This is a genomic window from Ralstonia sp. GX3-BWBA, assembly GCF_003290055.1.
Taxonomy (GTDB): domain Bacteria; phylum Pseudomonadota; class Gammaproteobacteria; order Burkholderiales; family Burkholderiaceae; genus Ralstonia; species Ralstonia holmesii.
Genome location: NZ_QMKS01000012.1, coordinates 115,353 through 135,552, shown reverse-complemented (window position 1 = coordinate 135,552; position 20,200 = coordinate 115,353). Strand labels below are relative to the sequence as shown.

Sequence of the window (20,200 nt, the reverse complement as noted above, 5' to 3'; positions counted from 1 at the left end):
AGGACTACGCAGCACACGTCCGTAGTTCTACGCAGCCCCACACCTGACCGGGGCTGCTCCGTCACCTTGCAATGCCGCAACGCACGCCGCGTTTTGCCATGAAGCTCCGCCAGAAGATCCTGCTCCTCGCCGTCGCACCGCTGACCATCGCCATGCTGGCGATCATGCTGACCGTGCGGCATCAGTCGATTGCGCTGGCGCGACATGAGCGGCAGTTGGTGGAATCGGCGTACCTGCAGGCCAAGGAGACCGAGCTGCGGTCTTACGTCAAGCTTGCGCAGAGTGCCATCGCGCCGTTGCTTGCGTCCGGCCAAAGTGGCGACCCGGCCCGGGACGAAGCCACGCGTGACGAAGCCATGCGCACCCTCGCCCGCCTCGACTTCGGCACCGATGGCTACTTTTTCCTCTACGACTTGCGCGGCCGCAACCTGATGCACCCGCGCCAGCCCGAACTTGTCGGGCGCGATCTGTGGGACCTGACGGACTCGGGCGGCCAGCCGACCATCCAGAAACTGGTGGCTGCCGCGCAGGCCGGTGGCGGTTTCGTGCGCTACATGTGGGACAAGCCATCGACGCACCAGAGCGTGCCCAAGCTTGGTTATGTCGAGCCAATTCCACAGTGGGGCTGGATGGTGGGCACTGGTCTGTACCTGGATGACATCGAGCAGACCCTGCGAGAGATTGACCAGCGCGCGCAGGCCAACATCGACCAGACGTTGGCATGGGTGGTCGGAATTGCTGCGATCAGCATCCTGCTGGTGGCGGGCAGCGGTCTAGCGCTGAACGTGAGCGACCACCGCCAGGCCGATGCCAAGCTGCGCCAGCTCGCGCAGCAGGTGGTGAAGTCTCAGGAAGACGAGCGCGCGCGTGTCTCGCGTGAACTGCACGACGGCATCAGCCAAGTGTTGGTCTCGACCAAGCTGCTGCTCGAAACCGCGCATGGTCATCTCGAAGCGTCACCAGCATCGCCGCCGTGGATCGAACGGGCGGACAGCATGTTGCGTCGCGCGCTTGATCGGTTGAACAGCGCGCTGGGCGAGGTGCGGCGCGTGTCGCACAACCTGCGTCCGGCGCTGCTGGATGATCTCGGTTTGGCGGCTGCGCTGGAGCTGCTTGTGCGCGAAACGCGCGAAGCGCACGAAGACAGCCAGCCGGGGTTTGCGATTGCGCTCGAAGTGGTCGGCCCGCCCGTGCAGCTACCGGACGCGTGCAACACCGCGCTGTTCCGTATCGCGCAGGAGGCTGTCTCGAACATCGAGCGCCATGCCACGCAAGCCACGCGCATCGGCGTATTGCTTGAAAACGATCTCGATGCCGTGCGCTTGTCCATTCGCGACAACGGCCCCGGCTTTGATGTGGAATCCGTCCAGGTGGACCCGGAACGCGGCATCGGCTTGCGCAACATGCGCGAACGCATGGCCGCGCTGGGCGGCACCTGTACCATCGCCTCGGGCCCGCACGGCACCGAGGTGTGTGCTGCGCTCCCGCATGTCGTCATCGCTCAACTGGCTTCTGTTCCCTCTTCTCCCATCGTATGAATATGCGACCAGCCGCGCCCGTCAAACTGCTCCTCGTCGACGATCACCCGCTCGTGCGCGATGGTGTGCGCATGCGGCTGGAAGCCGTGCCGCATTTCGAGGTGGTGGGTGAAGCCGGTGACGCCGATGCCGCCCTGCGGGCCGCACGCACCTTGTCACCCGATCTGGCGCTGATGGACATCGGCATGCGCGGCATGAACGGCATTGCGCTGACCGAAAAGTTTGCCGAGGAATTTCCCGAGATTGCCGTGCTCGTGCTATCGATGCACGACAACCTGGAGTACGTGCGGCAGGTGATCCGTGCGGGCGCGCGTGGCTATGTGCTCAAGGACGCGCCCGCCAGCGAGCTGGTCGAGGCCATCGACGCCGTGCTGGCCGGCCGGCCGTTCTACAGTGCGCAACTGGCGATGCGCATGGCCGAGCAGGCTGTCATGCCCACGCCGGTCGAGGCGCTCACGCCGCGTGAGCGCGACATTCTTGACGGCATCGCCAAGGGCTATGCCAACAAACGCATCGCCGACGAGCTGGGCCTGTCCGTGCGTACGGTGGAATCGCACCGCCTGAATCTCAAGCGCAAACTCGGCATCGAGGGCCAGGCGGAACTGGTGAAGTTTGCGGTGGAGCTGGGAAAGGGCCGTTAGGCGCCCTTCGTGGCCTCCACGTAATCGCGCACCATCGCCTCGAACGACGTGTCGCGCCCAAAGCCCATCGCATCGGCGCGGGCGGTGTTGAAGCGCGCCGGCCAGCTTTGCACGATGGCCTTGATGCGTGCGTCCGGCTCCCAGCGGATGCGCGATACCGGCGCATCGCCCGCCACCTTGCGCAGCGCTTCCACCATCTCGCCCACCCGCACCGTAATGCCCGGCAGGTTCAATGAGCGGCGATTGCCCCATGCCGACGCCGGCAGCGTGTACGCGTGCAGCAGCGAGGCCACCACCTGGCGCGGCGAGGCGAGCCACAGTTCGGTCTCGGCTTCCACCGGGCAGATGGCGTCTTCGCCGGACAGCGGCTCGCGGATGATGCCGCTGGCAAAGCTCGATGCCGCGCCATTTGGCTTGCCCGGGCGTACCGACACAGTCGGGATGCGCACCGCGCGGCCGTCGACGTAGCCCTTGCGCGAATACTCGCCCACCAGGAATTCGCCCATCAGCTTCTGCACGCCGTACGAGGCCTGCGGCGTGGCCGCCGTGTCGTCGGTGACGATGGCAGGCAGTTGACCGCCGAACACCGCGACCGAACTGGCAAACAGCACGCGCGGCGCACGGCCGGTCTTGGCGTGCTGCGCGCGTAGCGCATCAAGCAATGCGCGCGTGCCGTCCAGGTTCACGCGCATGCCGAGGTCGAAATCAGCCTCGGCGGTACCGCTCACCACGGCGGCCAGATGAAACACGCCGCCCACGTTTTCGTCGATCACCTGGGCGATGAGGGCCGAGTCGGAAGCATCGCCCGTCACATAGCGCACGCGCGCATCGGCAATCTGGCCCGGCACCTGGTCCAGCACGATGAAAGTCGCAACCGGCTGCACCGCGCCGTCCGCGCCGGGCAGACCGGGTTGCTGGAGCAGTGCCGCCAGCACGCGCTGGCCCAGGAAACCGGCGCCGCCGGTGATGACGATGTTCATGGTGTCTCCTTGTTGCCTGACGTATGCGGCCGGGCGTTTTGATCGATGCCTAGGGTAAACAGGGATGAAGCTCTGCGACTCAACTTGTATGATGACACGACGAATTTACCCTTGCCAAGACCTCCCAGCCACCATGTTTGAACGACTCGACGCCGCGCCTTCCCTGTCCGACCGCGTGGCCCAGACCCTGATGGACAAGATCGACGCGGGCGAACTGCGCCGCGGCGAACGCATGCCGTCCGAAACCGTGCTCGGCCAGGAATTCGGTGTGAGCCGCACCGTGATCCGCGAAGCCATCTCGCGTCTGCGCCACGAAGGCGTGGTCGAAGCGCGCCAGGGCAGTGGCGTGTACGTCACGCAGCAGGCTGGCCTCAAGCCGCTGCGTATCGACGCGGCGCAGGCCGGCTCGATCGATGCCGTGCTCCACATCATCGAGCTGCGCCGCGCGCTGGAGGCGGAAGGCGCCGCCCTGGCCGCTCAGCGCCGAACGGATGCCGAGATGATCGAGATCGACGCCGCACTCGACAGCATCGACGCTGCAGTGGCGGCAGGCGGTGACGGCGTGGCCGAAGACCTACGCTTTCACCACGCCATCGCCGCCGCCAGCGGCAATCCGTTTCTGGTGCAGGCACTTGGCTTCTTCAGCCAATACCTGGAAGAAGCGATTGGCGTGACGCGCAGCAACGAAGCACGCCGCGAAGACTTCGCGCGCCAAGTCCGCGACGAACACCGCGCGATGGTCGACGCCATCCGCCACCGCGACACACTTGCCGCACGCAACGCCGCGCAGACCCACATGTTCAATGCCGCACGTCGCCTGGCCGAGGGCCGCGATACGGCGCAAGACTGATTTCAGGAGCCATTCATGACGCAATCGGCGGCTGACCGGAAGGTCGGCGTGATCGGACTCGGCGCCATGGGTTTGGGCATTGCCAAAACCCTGCGCAATCACGGCTACACCGTGCATGCCTGCGACGCGCGCCCGGGTGCCGCAGCGGATTTCGCCAAGGAAGGCGGCGTGGCCCGCGCAACGCCGGCGGAGGTTGCCGCTGGTGTGGATGTGGTGGTCTCGGTGGTGGTCAACGCCGCGCAGACCGAGGCCGTGCTGTTCGGCGAGAGCGGTGCAGCGGGCGCCATGCGGCCGGGCAGCACCTTCGTCATGTGCTCGACGGTGGATCCGAACTGGTCCATCGCACTTGAGGCACGCCTTGCGCAGCAGGGCATCCTGTATGTGGATGGCCCGATCTCGGGCGGCGCTGCCAAGGCCGCGTCGGGCCAGATGACCATGATGACCTCGGCCAAGCCCGAGGCGTATGCGGCGGCGGGCCATGTGCTCGACGCCATGGCCGGCAAGGTCTATCGCCTGGGCGACAAGGCTGGCGCGGGCAGCAAGGTGAAGATCATCAACCAGCTGCTGGCCGGCGTGCACATTGCAGCCGCCGCCGAAGCCATGGCCCTCGGCCTGCGCGAAGGCGTGGCGGCGGATGCGCTTTATGAAGTCATCACCCATAGCGCGGGCAACAGCTGGATGTTCGAAAACCGCATGGCCCACGTGCTGGCGGGCGACTACTCGCCGCTGTCGGCAGTCGACATCTTCGTCAAGGATCTGGGGCTCGTGCTCGATACCGCGCGCGCGACCAAGTTCCCGTTGCCGCTGGCGGCCACCGCGCATCAGATGTTCATGCAGGCGTCGACCGCCGGCTATGCCAGGGAAGACGATTCCGCCGTGATCAAGATCTTCCCGGGGATCACGCTGCCGGAGGGCCAGCCAAAATGAGCAACGCGCCCAAGTCCCGCCCGGTCCTCGGTTGCATCGCCGATGACTTCACCGGTGCGACCGACCTCGCCAACATGCTCGTGCGTGCCGGCATGCGCACCGTGCAGACCATCGGTGTGCCGCAGGCAGGCGAGGAAGCCATCGCTGCGGATGCCGATGCCATCGTCGTGGCGCTCAAGTCGCGCACGATTGCGGCGGCCGATGCCGTGGCGCAGTCATTGAGCGCACTGCACTGGCTGCGTGCGCAAGGTTGCTCGCGCTTCTTCTTCAAATACTGTTCGACCTTCGATTCCACCGACGACGGCAACATCGGCCCGGTTGCCGAGGCGTTGATGGCTGCGCTGGGCACCGATTTCACGTTGGCTTGCCCTGCATTTCCCGAGAACGGCCGCACGATCTTCCGCGGCCATCTGTTCGTGGGCGACGTGCTGCTCAACGCGTCGGGCATGGAGCACCATCCGCTGACGCCGATGCGCGATCCGAACCTCGTACCGGTGCTCGCGCGCCAGAGTGCGGGCAAGGTCGGCTTGCTGCGTTACGACGCAATCATGCGCGGCGCCCAGGCCGCTCGCGATCAGGCCCAGCAACTGCGCGCCGACGGCGTGAAGCTGGCGATTGCCGATGCCATTTCCAACGATGACCTGATCGTGCTGGGCGAGGCGTTTGCCGACCTGCCGCTGCTCACGGGCGGCTCGGGCTTGGCGCTTGGCTTGCCGGCGCAATACCGCCGCGCAGGGCTGATCACCGAACATGGCAACGCGGCCCAACTGCCAGCCGTGGCGGACTCGGCGATCGTGCTGTCGGGCAGTTGCTCGCGCGCGACGAACGCACAAGTGGCGCACTGGCGTGCATCGCGCCCCGCCTTCCAGATTGATCCGCTGGCGCTGGCCGAAGGCAAACCGGTGGTGGTCGACGCGCTCGATTTCGTGCACCGCCATGCCGGGCAGACGGTGCTGGTGTACGCCACCAGTGCGCCGGAGCAAGTGGCCCACGTGCAGCAAACGCTGGGTGTGGAACGCGCCGGCAAGCTGGTTGAAGATGCACTGGGACGCATCGCCCGAACGCTGCATGCCGATGGCGTGCGCCGCTTCGTGGTAGCCGGCGGTGAAACATCGGGCGCGGTGGTGCAGGCGCTCGACGTGCGCGCGCTGCGCATCGGCCCGCAGATCGACCCAGGCGTGCCCTGGACAGCCACCATCGACAACGATCCGGTTGCACTGGCATTGAAGTCCGGCAACTTCGGAACGGTGGATTTCTTCGAGAAGGCGCTTGCGCAACTGGCGCAGGCCACCGCGGAGGCAGCCGTATGAGCGCGTTCACCGAAACAGCGCTGCGTGAAGAGATCGCCCGCGTCGGGCAGAGCCTGTATGCGCGCGGTTACACCGTAGGCACGGCAGGCAACATCAGCGCACGCCTGCCTGACGGCTGGCTTATCACGCCCACCGATGCCTGCCTCGGCACGCTGGACCCGGCGCGTATTGCCAAGGTCCTGGCGACGGGCGAATGGGTCGGCGGCGACAAGCCGTCGAAGACGCTCGCCCTGCATCGCGGCATCTACGACCGCAATGCCGACGCGCATGCCGTGGTGCACACGCATTCGACGCATCTGGTGGCGCTCACGCTGGCCGGCGTCTGGAACGAAGCCGATGTGCTGCCACCCATCACGCCGTACTACGTGATGAAGGTCGGCCACGTGCCGCTCATCACGTACCAGCGTCCGGGGCATCCGGATGTGGCCTCGCAGATTGCTGCGCTGGCCAATGGGGTGCGCGCCGTGCTGCTCGATCGACTCGGGCCCGTGGTATGGCACGGCTCGGTGTCGAATGCAGCCTACGCGCTGGAAGAATTGGAAGAAACCGCACGGCTTTGGTTGATGACCGAACCCAAGCCTGCACCGCTGTCCGACGCGCAGATCGACGAACTGCGCCAGACGTTCGGGGCCCGTTGGTAGCAACCGATAGCAAATCGGTAGCGCCCGCTGCACGGCCCACATAAAACCTACACCGGAGACCACATGAACACCTCGACCGCCACCCCGGCGGCGTTGCCTTCGCACGCCGTTTCAAAAGAGGACAGCGTCTATGCGCGCGTGTCGCGCCGCATCGTCCCACTCATCATGCTGTGCTATGTGGTCGCGTACCTCGACCGTGTGAACGTCGGGTTTGCGAAGCTGCAGATGTCGCAGGCGCTGAATTTTTCCGAGACGGTCTACGGGCTGGGTGCCGGCATCTTCTTCATCGGGTACTTTCTCTTCGAGGTGCCGAGCAACCTGCTGATGAACAAGATCGGTGCGCGTATTTGGATCGCGCGGATCATGATCACGTGGGGTTTGATCTCGGGCGCGTTCGCATTCGTGCAGACGCCCACCCAGTTCTACGTGATGCGCTTTCTCCTGGGCTTGGCCGAAGCTGGTTTCTACCCCGGCATCATCCTGTACCTGACGTACTGGTATCCGTCGCATCGCCGCGCACGCATTGTGGCGATGTTCATGGCGGCCATCCCCATCTCGGGCATCTTCGGCAATCCGCTGTCGGGCTGGATCATGAGCGCCTTCCACGGGACGGGCGTAGGCGGCGGCTGGCAGGGCTGGCAGTGGATGTTCGTGATCGAAGCCGTCCCTGCCGTGCTGGTGGGCCTGCTGGTGCTGTGGAAGTTCGATGACAGCATCCGCAAAGCCAAGTGGTTGTCGGAAGACGAGAAGCAGATCCTCGAAACCAACATTGCCGCCGATAACAAAGGCAAGACCGAGCACCCCGGCATCGGCAAGGTGTTCTCCGATCCGCGCGTGTGGATGATGAGCCTGATTTACTTCACCTTCGTCATGGGCCAGTACGGGCTGACGTTCTGGATGCCGACGCTGGTGAAGAACGCCGGTGTGAAAGACACCTTTATGGTGGGCGTGCTCTCCGCCATCCCGTACCTATGTGCGGCGATCACCATGGTGCTGATCGGTCGCAGTGCCGATGCACGCCGCGAGCGTCGCTGGCACCTGGTTGTGCCGGCGCTGATGGGCGCAGTCGGTTTTGCCGTGGTGGCCACGGCTGGGCACAACGTGGCCCTGTCGATCGTGTTCCTGTCGTTGGCCGCTGCGGGTGTGCTGACGTGCGCGCCGCTGTTCTGGTCCCTGCCCACGGCCTTCCTGCAAGGCACGGCTGCCGCTGCCGGCATTGCCGCCATCAACTCGGTCGGCAACTTGGCCGGCTTTGTGAGCCCCTATATGATCGGTGCGCTCAAGGACATGACGGGCAGCACATCCGCCGGCATGTATGCGTTGGCGGGCGTGCTGGTGCTCGGCTGCATTGCCGTGTTGCGCACGCCGCCGAAGTTGGTCAATAAATAAGCAATCGTATTCAGAGGTCTGCCATGCCGCGCTTTGCCGCCAACCTGTCCATGATGTACCAGGAGCACGCGTTCCTCGACCGCTTTGCCGCCGCGGCAAAAGATGGCTTCGAGGGCGTGGAGTTCCTATTTCCCTACGACTTCGACAAGGCGGATATCCGCGCCCGTCTTGACGACGCTGGCCTCACGCAAGCACTGTTCAATGCTCCGCCGGGCGACTGGGCTGGCGGCGAGCGCGGCATCGCCTCGCTGCCCGGTCGCGAAGAGGAATTCAAGCGCGGCATTGCGACAGCGCTGGAGTATGCGCAGGTGCTCGGCAACACGCGCCTGCACGTGATGGCCGGCCTGCTACCCGCGGGTGCGGACCGCGCACGCCATCACGCTACCTACGTGAGCAACGTCGCCTACGCTGCGCGCGAGGCTGCCGGCGCGGCGGTCACCATCGTGCTGGAGCCGATCAACACGCGCGACATGCCGGGCTTTTTCCTCACGCACCAGGCGCAGGCACATGCGGTGTGCAAGGAAGTCGGCGCGACCAACGTCAAGGTGCAGTTCGACCTGTATCACGCGCAGATCATGGAGGGCGATCTGTCGGTCAAGCTCAAGCAGTACGTCGATGGTGTGGGCCACGTGCAGATTGCCGGCGTGCCCGATCGCCACGAACCGGACGAAGGCGAGCTGAACTATCCACACCTCTTCGCGTTGCTGGACGCGCTCGGCTATGACGGCTGGGTCGGTTGCGAATATCGGCCGCGTGCCGGTACGAGCGAGGGGCTCGGCTGGCTTAAACGCTGGCGCGAAAGCCAGCGTTGACGCAGCAGCACAAGAAGGAACTGGGCCAATCAGCCTGGGCTGCGAGGTGCATCGCCAGGCGCTGACGCAAAAGAAAACCGCCGCTGCGCGATGCGCAAGCGGCGGTCTGCTCTGGCGGACAGGCTCGTCAGGCGCCCAACTGAGCCGGGCCGAGCGAGCGCGTCGTGGGGACGCGGCCGTATGCCGGCAGTTCAGCCTTGCGGGTTGCTGTTTCCAGTTGCATGCCGATCGCGTCGGCAGCATGCGCGGCCGTTGCGCCGTTGGTGCCCACCACGAGGCGATAGCCGCCGCCGCGCACGGTCTGGATCAGGCCATCGCAGGGCGTGCCGGCCAGCGCCACGCGCAGCTTGCGCACGTGCACATCCACCGTGCGCTCACCTACGAATACATGGTTGCCCCACACGCGGTCCAGCAGTTGCGTGCGCGAGTGCACGCGTTGCGGATGCGCGACGAGAAAGTGCAGCAGGCGGAATTCCAGCGGGCTGAGCGGAATGGCGCGCGGGCCGGTGTCGGTTTGCGCAGTCACGCCCAGCGTGAGCGGATCGAGGCGCAGGCCGTTGACCTGCAGGATGTCGTCGCCGTGCTGATGCGGCGCACGGCGGCGCAGTACGGCGCGAATGCGGGCATGCAGTTCACCCGTGTCGCACGGTTTGACGACGTAGTCGTCGGCGCCGGCGTCGAGCGCGGCAATCTTGGCACGCGCATCGCCATGACGGGACAGCACGATAACCGGCAGGCCGCGCGTCTGCATGTTGGCGCGCAAGGCCAGCAGCATGTCGATCGACTCGCGCTCGGGCCATGTCCACTCCATCAGGAGCAACTCAGGCATGGCCACCAGGATGGCAGACTGCGCCTGGCCCGGATGGCTGACCCGTTGAACGTCGTGTCCACCATCACGCAGGGAAAACGACAGACGCTCCCCCTCTGCCTGGTCTTGTTCGACCAGCAAGATCTGAATACCCACTTTGTGATACCTCCCGTCTAACCAGCCGACACACTCCGGCGAGCAGCCTCGCGGCTGCGCTCTGCTGTCTGCGGTGCGCGTTGTTATGAGTGCCATGCGGGCAATTGCGCGTGTGCTCGCATGTCGTTTCTTGCGGGCGCTGTTGCCCGGCCGTTGGCCTTGCGCGGATCGTCATGCTGCTGTTCCCGTCGACGATCGCCAGCGGAGCCTCCTGGGTGGTGTCCAGGGTGGTCCTGAGAAAGGTCTGCAAACCCCTCGGTGCCTGCCGCAGCGTGCCGAGCTATGCAATCGTTTGCACAGTTTGCGGCATTGCTTGCGCACAATCCGAGCCGGCGCCCCCCCGAGCGCCGGTGAAGTAGGGATCCCCCACCTCCGTTGGCATAAGGCTTGTTAGCCCTTTCCCGTTTCCTCTAGTCATGAACCCCCTCTGGCTCAGAGAGAAGGGATTCCGTTTTGCCGGATTATAAGAATCCCGTAGGGATTCGTCACGCAGGAATTTTAAAATTTGGAAATTCATTCAATTCGACACGCATTGGGGTGGCGCGGTTGACATGCATTCTTCATAAAGCTACGCCAGGCAACGTTCTTGGCCGATACCATGCGTGCAACGATTCAAGTCCGGCATAAATGCATGACGATTATGCTCGCGCCGGCATAATGATTGCGCTTATGTGTGCGGCGGTATTTTTTACAAAGCGATTCGATTTCCTAAAAATCAATTGATCTGTTTTGTTGGCAGGGGTAATTCGCGCGATTTAAAACTTTAGGATTACTGCTCGTTGTTTGGGCAACCTTCTGCGGGCAGGCGAAAAAAAAGCCCGCGCAAGGCGGGCTTTCTGTCCTGATGCCAAAGAGACGGCGGGTGTCAGCCCTCCAGGCGTTCTTCCAGGCGGGTCTTGGCGTCGGGCAGCGCTTGCGGCAGGCCGTGCGCCAGTTTCGTGAACAGCTCGTCGTGCAGCGCCAGTTCCTGCTTCCAGGCGTCCGCGTCCAGCGAGATCACCTTGGCGAACTGCTCGGTCGTGAAGTTCAGGCCGTCCCAGCTCAGTTCTTCGTAGCGCGGCGATACGCCAAAGGCGTGCTCGTCGCCCTGCGCGTGGCCCTCGATGCGATCGATCATCCACTTGAGCACGCGCATGTTTTCGCCAAAACCGGGCCACACGAACTTGCCGTTCTCGTCCTTGCGGAACCAGTTCACGCAGAAGATCTTCGGCAGCGTGGCGCCGCTTTCGGCCAGCTTCTCGCCTACCTTGAGCCAGTGCGCGAAGTAGTCGGCCATGTTGTAACCGCAGAACGGCAGCATGGCGAACGGGTCACGGCGCACCACGCCTTGCTGGCCGGCAGCGGCGGCGGTGGTTTCCGAGCCCATCGTGGCAGCCATGTACACGCCTTCGGTCCAGTCGCGCGCTTCGGTAACGAGCGGCACGGTGGTCGAGCGGCGGCCGCCGAAGATGAACGCATCAATGGGTACGCCTGCCGGGTTGTCCCATTCCGGATCGATCGAGGGACATTGGGCGGCCGGCGCCGTAAAACGCGCGTTCGGATGCGCTGCCTTGCGGCCGGTTTCCTTTGCGGTCGCGGGCGTCCAATCCTGGCCTTGCCAGTCGATCAGGTGGGCGGGCGGCGTGTCGGTCATGCCTTCCCACCACACATCGCCGTCGTCCGTGAGCGCTACGTTGGTGAAGATGACGTTCTCTTTGAGCGTGGCCATCGCGTTGAAGTTGGTCTTCTCGCTGGTGCCCGGGGCCACGCCAAAGTAGCCGGCTTCCGGGTTGATGGCGTACAGGCGGGTCTTGCCGGTTGCGTCCTTGCGGGGCTTGATCCAGGCGATGTCGTCGCCGATGGTCGTCACCTTCCAGCCGTTCAGGCCGGCCGGCGGAATCAGCATCGCAAAGTTGGTCTTGCCGCAGGCCGATGGGAAGGCCGCCGCCACGTGATACGTCTTGCCTTCCGGCGACGTCACGCCCAGGATCAGCATGTGCTCGGCCAGCCAGCCCTGGTCGCGGCCCATGGTGGAGGCGATCCGCAATGCGAAGCACTTCTTGCCCAGCAGCGCGTTGCCGCCGTAGCCCGAGCCGAACGACCAGATTTCGCGCGTTTCCGGGAAATGCACGATGTACTTGGTCGGGTTGCACGGCCACGGCACGTCCTTCTCGCCGGCGGCGAGCGGCTTGCCGACGGTGTGCACGCACGGCACGAAATCGCCGTCAGCGCCGAGCACCTCGTACACCGCGCGACCCATGCGGGTCATGATGCGCATGTTGACGGCCACGTACGGGCTGTCCGACAGCTCCACGCCGATGTGCGCGATTGGCGAGCCCAGCGGGCCCATCGAGAACGGCACGACGTACAGCGTGCGGCCGCGCATGCTGCCGTCAAACAGGCCATTCAGCGTCTGGCGCATCTCGGCCGGGGCCGTCCAGTTGTTGGTGGGGCCGGCATCTTCCTTCTTCTGCGAGCAGATGAAGGTGCGGTCTTCCACGCGCGCCACGTCCGACGGGTCCGACAGCGCCAGGTACGAGTTCTTGCGCTTGGCCGGGTTGAGCTGCTTCATCGTGCCGGCGGCCACCATTTCGGCGCACAGGCGGTCGTATTCCTCTTGCGAACCATCGCACCAGACAATGCGCTCCGGCTTGGTGAGCGCTGCCACCTCGCCCACCCACGCGATCAGGCGCGGGTGTTTCACGTAATCGGGCACGTTCAATGCAGGCACGCCCTGCATCACGGGTTGATTCATGACCAAAACTCCAATGGAAGTGAGAAAGAAATCGGTGGCGGATCAGCACGGTGGCCACGCCCAGCGGCGGGTTGGAAAGCGATCGACGGCGCATCATGAGCAGGCCGGATCAGCGATTTCCAGAGGGGGGAGTAACGCAGGCGGAGGGACGGTAGCCGTGCTGATTTCACATTCAGTTACAAAGCGGAGCGCTGACGGAACGTGGGTTTTTCCGGGCAGCGGGGGCCGCGTGCGCTAAAGTGGCGGGACCGAGGTCAATAGACCCTAGAACAAGGACTCGTCACCAGCGGGGCTGCGCAAATTGCGTGCCCGCGGCGGGCAATTCCAAACGTCGACACAGATTGTCGTGCGACGAGGGATGGGAAGAATACCACCGCGAGGGATCGCTGTTTTTTGCTGCGCACCATTGTTCGAAGTGAGATGTCGATGAAGATTGCCGTACTGGACGACTACCAAGACGCTGTTCGCAAGCTGGATTGCTTCAGCCTGATGCAGGATCACGAAGTCAAAGTGTTCAACAACACCGTCAAAGGTGTGGGGCAATTGGCCGCACGCGTGGCGGACGTTGAAGCCATTGTGCTGATCCGGGAGCGCACGCGCATAACGCGTCAGTTGCTGGATCGCCTGCCCAAACTCAAGATCATCAGCCAGACTGGCCGCGTATCGCGCGATTCGGGCAGCCATATCGACCTGGATGCCTGTACCGACAAGGGGGTGGTGGTGCTGGAGGGCAAGGGCTCGCCGGTGGCGCCGGCTGAGTTGACCTGGGCGCTGGTGATGGCCGCGCAGCGCCGCATTCCGCAATACGTTGCGAGCCTCAAGCACGGCGCGTGGCAGCAGTCGGGGCTGAAATCCACCACGATGCCGCCCAACTTTGGCATCGGCCGAGTCCTGAAGGGCCAGACGCTGGGCATCTTCGGCTACGGCAAGATCGGCCAGCTCGTAGCTGGCTACGGTCGCGCCTTCGGCATGAATGTGCTGGTGTGGGGCCGCGAGGGCTCACAGGAACGCGCGCGCGCCGACGGTTTTGCCGTAGCGGAATCGAAGGATGCGCTGTTCGAGCAGTCCGACGTGTTGTCGGTCCACCTGCGGCTGAACGACGAAACGCGTGGCATCGTGACGGTGGCCGACCTCACGCGCATGAAGCCGACCGCCCTCTTCGTCAACACGAGTCGCGCTGAACTGGTGGAAGAAAATGGCCTGGTGACGTCGCTCAATCGCGGGCGCCCGGGCATGGCCGCCATCGATGTGTTTGAAACGGAGCCCATCCTGCAGGGCCACACCCTGCTGCGCATGGAGAACTGCATCTGCACGCCGCACATCGGCTACGTCGAACGCGAAGGTTACGAGCTGTACTTCAGCATCGCGTTCCAGAACATCCTTGATGTCCTGCAGGGCAACGTCGATAGCGTGGTCAATCCGACGGCCCTGGCGCCAGCGCTGATCCGCGCATAACGCCAGTCGTTCCGCTCGTGGTTTCGGCCAATCAAGCCGCGGCGCGCAGCTGCGGCTGATTGGCGCCCGCGCCATCGAAGCGGAAACTGTCCATCGCCAGCGAGCCGTACGTCACCGTATCGACCACGTGCTGAGCCTGCACGCCGCCCGGCGTGGCTTGGCTCGGCTGGCCCATCGCGGCGCCCAGTGCCACGTAAAGCGGCATGAGGTGTTCGTCGGTCGGGTGGGCGTGCGCGGCGTTCGGGGCTTGCGCGCGGTAATCGCAGAACTGGGTGAAATCGCCGCTGCGGATGCCATCAGTCATCGTCTCGATCATCCATTCGCGGAACGCCGTCACCCAAGGCTCGACCGGCACGCCATGCTGCGCCATGCCGGGGCCGCGCATCAGCGCGCGCAGGTTGTGCGTGAAGCTGCCGGAACCCACGATCAGCACGCCTTCGTCGCGCAGCGGCGCGAGCGTACGCCCCATCGCCATCTGACAAGCCGGCGACAGGCCTGGCATCAACGACACCTGCACCACGGGAATCTTCGCCTCGGGAAACATCAGCATCAGTGGCACCCAGGCGCCGTGGTCCAGCGGCTGGCGCGGATCCAGCACCGTGGAAGCCTGTTCTTCCAGCCCGGGGACGATGTTGCCGTCGATCAGCGCACGGATGCGCTCAGCCAAGTCCGGCGCGCCGGGCGGGGCGTATTCCAAGGCGTAGAGCTGCGGCGGGAAGCCGCCGAAGTCGTGCCACGCTTCCTGCTGCGCGCGGGCAGTGACGGCCGGCCGACGCGTCATCCAGTGCGGTGAAACCACGACGATGGCACGCGGCTTGAGGGCGGCCATCTCTTGCCCGAGCGCCGCCAGCATTGTGCCGACAGGGCCCGGATCGGCCGCCAGCATGGGCGACCCATGGGACAGATAAAGCACGGGGAGCATGTCAAATTTCCTGAAGAATATAGTTACCATTCTGCGCCGGAACAGCACCAGTAACGTGCATGGATTTGCAGACCGGGGTCAGGAAAATTGAATGAGTGCGCTTACATGCTCAGCAATTCCTCTGCCACCGTCGGGTGCAGGCCCACGGTGGTATGCAGATGCTTGAGCCGGACGCCCATGCGTACGGCCACCGCCAGCGCCTGGATGATTTCCGGCGCAGCGTTGTCGACGATGTGCGCGCCGAGCACCCGTCCGCTGCGCGCATTGCACACCAGCTTGATCAGCGATTCCATGCCGGAGCCCGCAAAACGCTGCTCCAGCGAGACGAAGCGGCGGACCACCACGTCAATCCGGTCTGCCAGGGCGCGTTTGTCGGTGTCCGCTCCGCGTTTGCCCAACTCGGGCCAGCGCGTGCGTGCGTCGGCTTCGGTCAGGCCCACGCTCGCGATCGCCGGGTCGCAGAACACGGCCATCGGCACGGTGTTCATGTCGGGCAGCTTGATGCCTTTGCCGAATAGGCGTTCGGCCACGTAACGACCCTGTGCGGCGGCCACGGGTGTCAATTGCAGCGGGCTGCCGCCGCAGATATCGCCCACGGCATGCACGCCGCGGGCGCGCGTGCGGAAATGGCGGTCGACCGCGATGCGTCCGTGTGCGTCGAGCGTGACTCCGGCCGCGTCCAGGCCAAGACCCGCGATGTTCGGCGCGCGGCCGATGGCGCTCAACACACGCTGGGCGCGCAGCGCGCGGGGAGCGTCGCTGCCTTCGATGCTCGCGTAGACGGTCACGCCGCCGCCATTCACAGCATCGCGTTCGACGCGGACAACATCGGCGTTCAGGATCAGTTCGACGCCGCAGCCGGCCAGCGACTGCGCGGCGGCCTTGGCCACCGTGGCATCCAATTCGGGCAGCACGCGCGCATCGCGCGTCAGCACGGTAACCCGCACGCCAAAGCGCGCCAGCGTGGACGCCATCTCCACCGCGATGACCCCGCCGCCCGCGATGATGAGCGATGCGGGGAGCGTGTCCCAGCTGAACACGTCGTCGGAGGTGCAAGCCAGTTCCGCGCCGGCTATGGGAAGCGGCATGGGGCGGGCGCCGGTTGCCAGCACGATCTGGCGTGCCCGCAGCGTGGTCTTGCCGGTATCGGTTTGCAAGCGGACGATGCCGCGGCCGCGCAGCGAAGCCATGCCGCTCAGCCATTGCACGCCGGCATCGGCCAGGTGGGCGAAATGCGCTTCGTGCAGCCGCGCGACTTCGGCACGCGTGCGGGCGATGGCATCGGCCCAGGCATCGGCGGCGTTGGTGGTGCGCAAGCACCGCGCCATGGTCTGCGACCAGGCGGCGCCGTAGCCAAGCAGTTTCTTGGGCACACATCCGCGATTGACGCAGGTGCCGCCCACTTGCGCGCGGTCGATCAGCAGCGTTCGTGCCCCCAGTTGCGCAGATCGGCGCGCAGCCGCGAGCCCGGCCGAACCAGCGCCAATCACGATCAGGTCAAACGCATGTGCAGGGTTTGCGGGCATGAGGTGTCCGTCGAAGAAGCATCGGCCGGACGACCTTGGTGGCACGCCGGCGGGCGCGCCATGTGCAGCAAGCGGCGCGCCCGCCGCCGGTTTTTGGAGGAGGTGGTTACGCAGCCACCGCCGTGGCAAACCCGCGTGGAAGTTCGCGCAGGAAGGTTTCGCCGTCATGACGGCCGAGCGCATAGGCGTCGCGCATGGCGCCCGGGCGGGTGTAATCCCAGCTTGAAATGGGAACCTTGCGCGAGGGCTGCACGTAAAAGCGGCGCTGCACGCCGTCGGCCACTGGCACATCCATGCGGAAATATGTCGGGCGCGGGTATAGGCGCGTGACGAGCACCAGCGCGTCGCCGGGCGTGGCGTCCAGCGCGTGCACGGGCACGTTGTCGACCATGCCGCCGTCGAGTACCGGCCGCCCCGCGCGCCGCAACACCGGCGTGAACGGCGGCGTGGAGGCCGATTGCAGCAGAAGATCCGCCAGGTCCTCGGGCGTAGCGCAATCCTGCGCGCGCACGATTTCCGGCGTGAAGCCGAGGCGTTTGCCCAGCGTCGGGTGCAGCGTCTTGCGGACGTGCTTTTCGATGTTGTAGGCAATCAGTCCCGCCGCCACCGCCGACCGTGCGCCCAGCCAGCGCGGGATATGCGCCACGCCGATGCGGATCTCGGGCGCCTGCGCCAGCCGCCCGAAGCGGCCCTCGCTGAAAACCGTCAGCAGCGCCGTGCGGTACATGCCGTAATGCGGAAACACGCGCTCGCCGCGCAGCAGGTTGCCCCAATGGGCGTTGCGGGTGTTCTGGCGTAGGGCTTCGCCGTAGTAATCCATCAGCTCGGCGGAATTCCATGCATGCAGCATGCACGCCGTCGATGCGCCGGCCGAGATGCCGGCAATCACGCGCGGCGCCAAGCCCAGTTCGGGCTGCACGACGTCCCACCAGCCGGCCTGCCACCAGCAGCGGTTGCCGCCGCCGGCAAAGACCATCTGGTCGAACACGGGCGTGTTCATGCCGAGGCCCCGGTGAGGGCGGCCGTGGCCGCGGCCGGCTCCAGCCGCAGCGACGGCGCGTATTTGAGGGTGTCGATGCATGCATCCAGCAGGCGCTCGCGCTTGGTGGCGAGGCTGGAGGCGTCCGGGTAGAAAAGGTAATCGCCCATGATGCCGTTGAAGGTGGCATGGAAATGCGCCACGGCCAGGGGGATGTCGAGGTCGGCCGGCAACTGCCCGCGCCGCGTTGCCTGCTCGATGATGCTTGTCAGGTGGGTCATGCCTTCCTCAAACGATTCTTGTTGGCGCTTGAGAATGGGGCTCGTGTCTTCCACGAACTCGCACTTGTTGAACATGATCTCGAAGACCTTGCGCCAGTGCGCATCTTCCACGAGTTGCCGCAGCAGGAAGTTGCCCACGGTGCGCAGTTCGCCCAGCGGGTCATCAGCTTCCACCCCAAGCGGGGTGCACATGGTCTCCATGGGCAGCTTCACGCGCTCGCACATGGCGGCAAAAACGTCGGTCTTATTGCGGAAGTGCCAGTAGATGGCGCCGCGCGTCACGCCCGCGGCCTGCGCGATATCCGATAACGATGTGCGTGCCACGCCGCGCGCATAGAACACGTCTTCCGCCGCATCCAGGATGCGGTTACGTGTTTCCAGTGCTTCTTCCTTCGTTCGTCTAACCATGATCTTCCAGAGGAACGCCGTGTCACCTCAGCCGGCGTTCTTTCGATTGGCTTTTGTGCAATGCACAATTTCCGGCAACGCACCATTGCGCTTCGCACAACGCGGCAGCGGGTCCGTTGGCTGACAATGCTTGTCGGAGCGCGGTATCTGTTGCATGTTCGCTTGATCCCCGTCATTGCTACGAACTCCGGAAAGGTGTCAACGGAGTCCCTATTTCTCAATAGCGTGACTTACATACATACGCGAACGTATCTATAATAGCGCGCACTCCTTCACTTGCCCATGGCCGTATGCGCCACATCCATCCCGGGCACGTGGTCTGGGGCCGATTTTGCGTCTGTCGGCGGCCAGGTCGGAGATCGGCTGCCGATCGCTCCCGCGTCTTAGCATTCTGGTCCGAGTTGTTGCGAGTTCGTCGCAAAGGCCATATCGCATGCCGCCAGATGCAGCTAGCATCGGACGTTTTCGTTTTGTGTTTTTTTGGTTTCGCTGACGGTTTGCCGGCGTCGCACTCGTTTGCGCGGCGTGGCGGCACCCGGCATTCCGCTTATCGCCACATGGGGTCATCTATGACGAACACCCGCCGTTATCACCAACTCGCTGCCGCCGCATTCACGGTGGTGGCACTTGCAGCCTGCGGTAACAAGCAGGCACAAGGGCCGGGCGGCGCCGGCATGCCTCCGACCGAAGTCGGCGTTGTGACCGTGCAGCCGCACTCCGTTGGTCTGACCAGCGAGTTGCCGGGCCGCCTGGAGGCCACGCGTGTGGCACAGGTGCGCGCACGGGTCGCTGGCATCGTACTCAAGCGCACCTACGCTGAAGGCAGTGACGTGAAGGCCGGCCAACAGTTGTTCCAGATCGATCCGGCGCAGTATCAGGCGTCGCTCGACAGTGCCAAGGCACAGCTTGCGCGCTCGGAAGCCACGCAAACGCAGGCGCAACTGAAGGCTGAACGCTACAAGCCGCTGGTTGCCACCAACGCCATCAGCAAGCAGGACTACGACGACGCCACCGCCGCCGCCAAGCAAGCCACTGCTGACGTGGCCGCCGCCCGCGCTGCCGTGGAAACCGCCAAGCTGAACGTCGGCTACGCCAGCGTGACTTCGCCCATCTCCGGCCGTGCCGGTCTGGCGCAGGTCACCGAAGGCGCGCTGGTGGGCCAGGGCGAGGCGACGTTGCTGACGACCGTGCAGCAAATCGACCCGATCTACCTGACCTTCACCCAGTCGAGCACCGAAGTGATGCGTCTGCAGCAAGCGCTCAAGGACGGCAAACTGGCCAAGGCCGGTGGTGATGCAGCCAAGGTCACGCTCGTGACGGAAGACGGCCGTGCCTATGCCCAACCGGGCAAGCTGTACTTTTCCGACCTGACGGTGGACCCGGCCACGGGCACGATCACGCTGCGCGCGATTGTTCCGAACGCCGATCGCACGCTGCTGCCGGGCATGTACGTACGTGCCCGCCTGGAGCAGGCCGTGGACGAGCAGGCGATCACGGTGCCGCAACAAGCGGTGACGCGCAGCCCGGACGGCGCCTCGGTCATGGTGGTCGACGAGAAGGGCATGGCAGCCGTGCGCCAGGTTCAGGCCGATCGCTCGACCGGTACGGAATGGATCGTCTCCAGCGGCCTGAAGGCAGGCGACAAGGTGATCGTCGACGGTCTGCAGAAGGTCCATCCGGGCGCACCGGTCAAGGCTGTGCCGTGGCAGCCGATGTCGGCAGGCCAGGGCAAGGGCCCGCAAGGTCAGGGCGGCCAGGGTGGCGGCGCCGCACCCGCACCGGCGGCCAGCGCCCCTGCTGCAAGCACTCCCGCTGCCAGCGCACCTGCAGCCAAGCAGTAAAC

General features: G+C 65.0%; 17 protein-coding genes. 10 read left to right on the top strand and 7 right to left on the bottom strand.

Features of this window, described 5'->3' with window-relative positions; all coding sequences use genetic code 11:
- Positions 1-98: 98 nt before the first annotated feature.
- Entirely contained in the window at positions 99-1,538 is a 1,440-nt protein-coding gene (locus DOD19_RS14915) for a cache domain-containing protein (protein ID WP_112186591.1), read from the top strand.
- A complete protein-coding gene (locus tag DOD19_RS14910) occupies positions 1,535-2,179 on the top strand; it encodes a response regulator transcription factor (RefSeq protein ID WP_024977019.1) in 645 nt (214 codons plus the stop codon). The genes DOD19_RS14915 and DOD19_RS14910 overlap by 4 nt, the downstream gene beginning before the upstream one ends.
- On the opposite strand, the gene denD is transcribed toward DOD19_RS14910, so the two are convergent.
- Positions 2,176-3,159, bottom strand: a complete 984-nt coding sequence (gene denD / locus DOD19_RS14905) for a D-erythronate dehydrogenase (RefSeq protein ID WP_112186291.1) — start codon at positions 3,157-3,159, stop codon at positions 2,176-2,178. The genes DOD19_RS14910 and denD overlap by 4 nt on opposite strands.
- Positions 3,160-3,292: 133 nt before the next feature.
- Between denD and DOD19_RS14900 the strand changes: the two genes are divergently transcribed.
- The 6 genes from DOD19_RS14900 (at position 3,293) to otnI (ending at position 9,088) form a co-directional block, all read left to right on the top strand.
- Positions 3,293-4,009, top strand: a complete 717-nt coding sequence (locus DOD19_RS14900; RefSeq protein WP_024977017.1) for a FadR/GntR family transcriptional regulator — start codon at positions 3,293-3,295, stop codon at positions 4,007-4,009.
- A 15-nt stretch (positions 4,010-4,024) separates the two neighbouring features.
- On the top strand, positions 4,025-4,936 hold the full coding sequence (ltnD, locus tag DOD19_RS14895) for an L-threonate dehydrogenase (protein WP_112186289.1): 912 nt from the start codon (positions 4,025-4,027) through the stop codon (positions 4,934-4,936).
- Positions 4,933-6,246, top strand: a complete 1,314-nt coding sequence (gene otnK / locus DOD19_RS14890; RefSeq protein ID WP_112186287.1) for a 3-oxo-tetronate kinase — start codon at positions 4,933-4,935, stop codon at positions 6,244-6,246. Before ltnD ends, otnK begins: the two co-directional genes overlap by 4 nt.
- Positions 6,243-6,887 (top strand): aldolase, encoded by a 645-nt coding sequence (locus DOD19_RS14885; RefSeq protein WP_112186286.1) that lies wholly within the window; start codon positions 6,243-6,245, stop codon positions 6,885-6,887. Before otnK ends, DOD19_RS14885 begins: the two co-directional genes overlap by 4 nt.
- Before the next feature lie 63 nt (positions 6,888-6,950).
- Positions 6,951-8,276, top strand: a complete 1,326-nt coding sequence (locus DOD19_RS14880; protein WP_112186284.1) for an MFS transporter — start codon at positions 6,951-6,953, stop codon at positions 8,274-8,276.
- 23 nt (positions 8,277-8,299) lie between these two features.
- Complete coding sequence (gene otnI, locus DOD19_RS14875) at positions 8,300-9,088, top strand: 2-oxo-tetronate isomerase (RefSeq protein ID WP_112186282.1); 789 nt, start codon at positions 8,300-8,302, stop codon at positions 9,086-9,088.
- A gap of 127 nt (positions 9,089-9,215) precedes the next feature.
- Here otnI and DOD19_RS14870 read toward each other — a convergent pair whose 3' ends face one another.
- Both DOD19_RS14870 and DOD19_RS14860 read right to left on the bottom strand, forming a co-directional pair.
- Complete coding sequence (locus DOD19_RS14870; RefSeq protein ID WP_024977011.1) at positions 9,216-10,052, bottom strand: winged helix-turn-helix domain-containing protein; 837 nt, start codon at positions 10,050-10,052, stop codon at positions 9,216-9,218.
- 865 nt (positions 10,053-10,917) lie between these two features.
- Positions 10,918-12,786, bottom strand: coding sequence for a phosphoenolpyruvate carboxykinase (GTP) (locus tag DOD19_RS14860; RefSeq protein ID WP_112186280.1), 1,869 nt, complete (start codon positions 12,784-12,786; stop codon positions 10,918-10,920).
- A gap of 426 nt (positions 12,787-13,212) precedes the next feature.
- Here DOD19_RS14860 and DOD19_RS14855 point away from each other — a divergent pair, with 426 nt between their 5' ends.
- A complete protein-coding gene (locus tag DOD19_RS14855; protein WP_024977009.1) occupies positions 13,213-14,241 on the top strand; it encodes a D-2-hydroxyacid dehydrogenase family protein in 1,029 nt (342 codons plus the stop codon).
- A gap of 31 nt (positions 14,242-14,272) precedes the next feature.
- Here DOD19_RS14855 and DOD19_RS14850 read toward each other — a convergent pair whose 3' ends face one another.
- The 4 genes from DOD19_RS14850 to DOD19_RS14835 form a co-directional block, all read right to left on the bottom strand.
- Positions 14,273-15,163, bottom strand: a complete 891-nt coding sequence (locus DOD19_RS14850) for a class III extradiol ring-cleavage dioxygenase (RefSeq protein ID WP_024977008.1) — start codon at positions 15,161-15,163, stop codon at positions 14,273-14,275.
- 101 nt (positions 15,164-15,264) lie between these two features.
- Positions 15,265-16,689, bottom strand: coding sequence for an NAD(P)/FAD-dependent oxidoreductase (locus DOD19_RS14845; RefSeq protein WP_112186277.1), 1,425 nt, complete (start codon positions 16,687-16,689; stop codon positions 15,265-15,267).
- A gap of 106 nt (positions 16,690-16,795) precedes the next feature.
- A complete protein-coding gene (locus DOD19_RS14840; protein ID WP_024977006.1) occupies positions 16,796-17,689 on the bottom strand; it encodes a patatin-like phospholipase family protein in 894 nt (297 codons plus the stop codon).
- Positions 17,686-18,357, bottom strand: coding sequence for a TetR family transcriptional regulator (locus tag DOD19_RS14835; protein WP_112186275.1), 672 nt, complete (start codon positions 18,355-18,357; stop codon positions 17,686-17,688). The genes DOD19_RS14840 and DOD19_RS14835 overlap by 4 nt, the downstream gene beginning before the upstream one ends.
- A 569-nt stretch (positions 18,358-18,926) precedes the next feature.
- Between DOD19_RS14835 and DOD19_RS14830 the strand changes: the two genes are divergently transcribed.
- Complete coding sequence (locus tag DOD19_RS14830; protein ID WP_024977004.1) at positions 18,927-20,198, top strand: efflux RND transporter periplasmic adaptor subunit; 1,272 nt, start codon at positions 18,927-18,929, stop codon at positions 20,196-20,198.
- Positions 20,199-20,200: the final 2 nt, after the last annotated feature.

What these genes read in the sequence shown, in the direction of transcription:
- DOD19_RS14910 (WP_024977019.1), top strand. Translation starts at nt 1,535, where the DNA reads ATGAATATGCGACCAGCCGCGCCCGTCAAACTGCTCCTCGTCGACGAT.
- DOD19_RS14900 (WP_024977017.1), top strand. Translation starts at nt 3,293, where the DNA reads ATGTTTGAACGACTCGACGCCGCGCCTTCCCTGTCCGACCGCGTGGCC.
- DOD19_RS14840 (WP_024977006.1), bottom strand. Translation starts at nt 17,689, where the DNA reads ATGAACACGCCCGTGTTCGACCAGATGGTCTTTGCCGGCGGCGGCAAC.
- DOD19_RS14880 (WP_112186284.1), top strand. Translation starts at nt 6,951, where the DNA reads ATGAACACCTCGACCGCCACCCCGGCGGCGTTGCCTTCGCACGCCGTT.
- otnK (WP_112186287.1), top strand. Translation starts at nt 4,933, where the DNA reads ATGAGCAACGCGCCCAAGTCCCGCCCGGTCCTCGGTTGCATCGCCGAT.
- DOD19_RS14845 (WP_112186277.1), bottom strand. Translation starts at nt 16,689, where the DNA reads ATGCCCGCAAACCCTGCACATGCGTTTGACCTGATCGTGATTGGCGCT.
- DOD19_RS14855 (WP_024977009.1), top strand. Translation starts at nt 13,213, where the DNA reads ATGAAGATTGCCGTACTGGACGACTACCAAGACGCTGTTCGCAAGCTG.
- DOD19_RS14885 (WP_112186286.1), top strand. Translation starts at nt 6,243, where the DNA reads ATGAGCGCGTTCACCGAAACAGCGCTGCGTGAAGAGATCGCCCGCGTC.
- ltnD (WP_112186289.1), top strand. Translation starts at nt 4,025, where the DNA reads ATGACGCAATCGGCGGCTGACCGGAAGGTCGGCGTGATCGGACTCGGC.
- DOD19_RS14830 (WP_024977004.1), top strand. Translation starts at nt 18,927, where the DNA reads ATGACGAACACCCGCCGTTATCACCAACTCGCTGCCGCCGCATTCACG.
- denD (WP_112186291.1), bottom strand. Translation starts at nt 3,159, where the DNA reads ATGAACATCGTCATCACCGGCGGCGCCGGTTTCCTGGGCCAGCGCGTG.
- otnI (WP_112186282.1), top strand. Translation starts at nt 8,300, where the DNA reads ATGCCGCGCTTTGCCGCCAACCTGTCCATGATGTACCAGGAGCACGCG.
- DOD19_RS14850 (WP_024977008.1), bottom strand. Translation starts at nt 15,163, where the DNA reads ATGCTCCCCGTGCTTTATCTGTCCCATGGGTCGCCCATGCTGGCGGCC.
- DOD19_RS14835 (WP_112186275.1), bottom strand. Translation starts at nt 18,357, where the DNA reads ATGGTTAGACGAACGAAGGAAGAAGCACTGGAAACACGTAACCGCATC.
- DOD19_RS14860 (WP_112186280.1), bottom strand. Translation starts at nt 12,786, where the DNA reads ATGAATCAACCCGTGATGCAGGGCGTGCCTGCATTGAACGTGCCCGAT.
- DOD19_RS14915 (WP_112186591.1), top strand. Translation starts at nt 99, where the DNA reads ATGAAGCTCCGCCAGAAGATCCTGCTCCTCGCCGTCGCACCGCTGACC.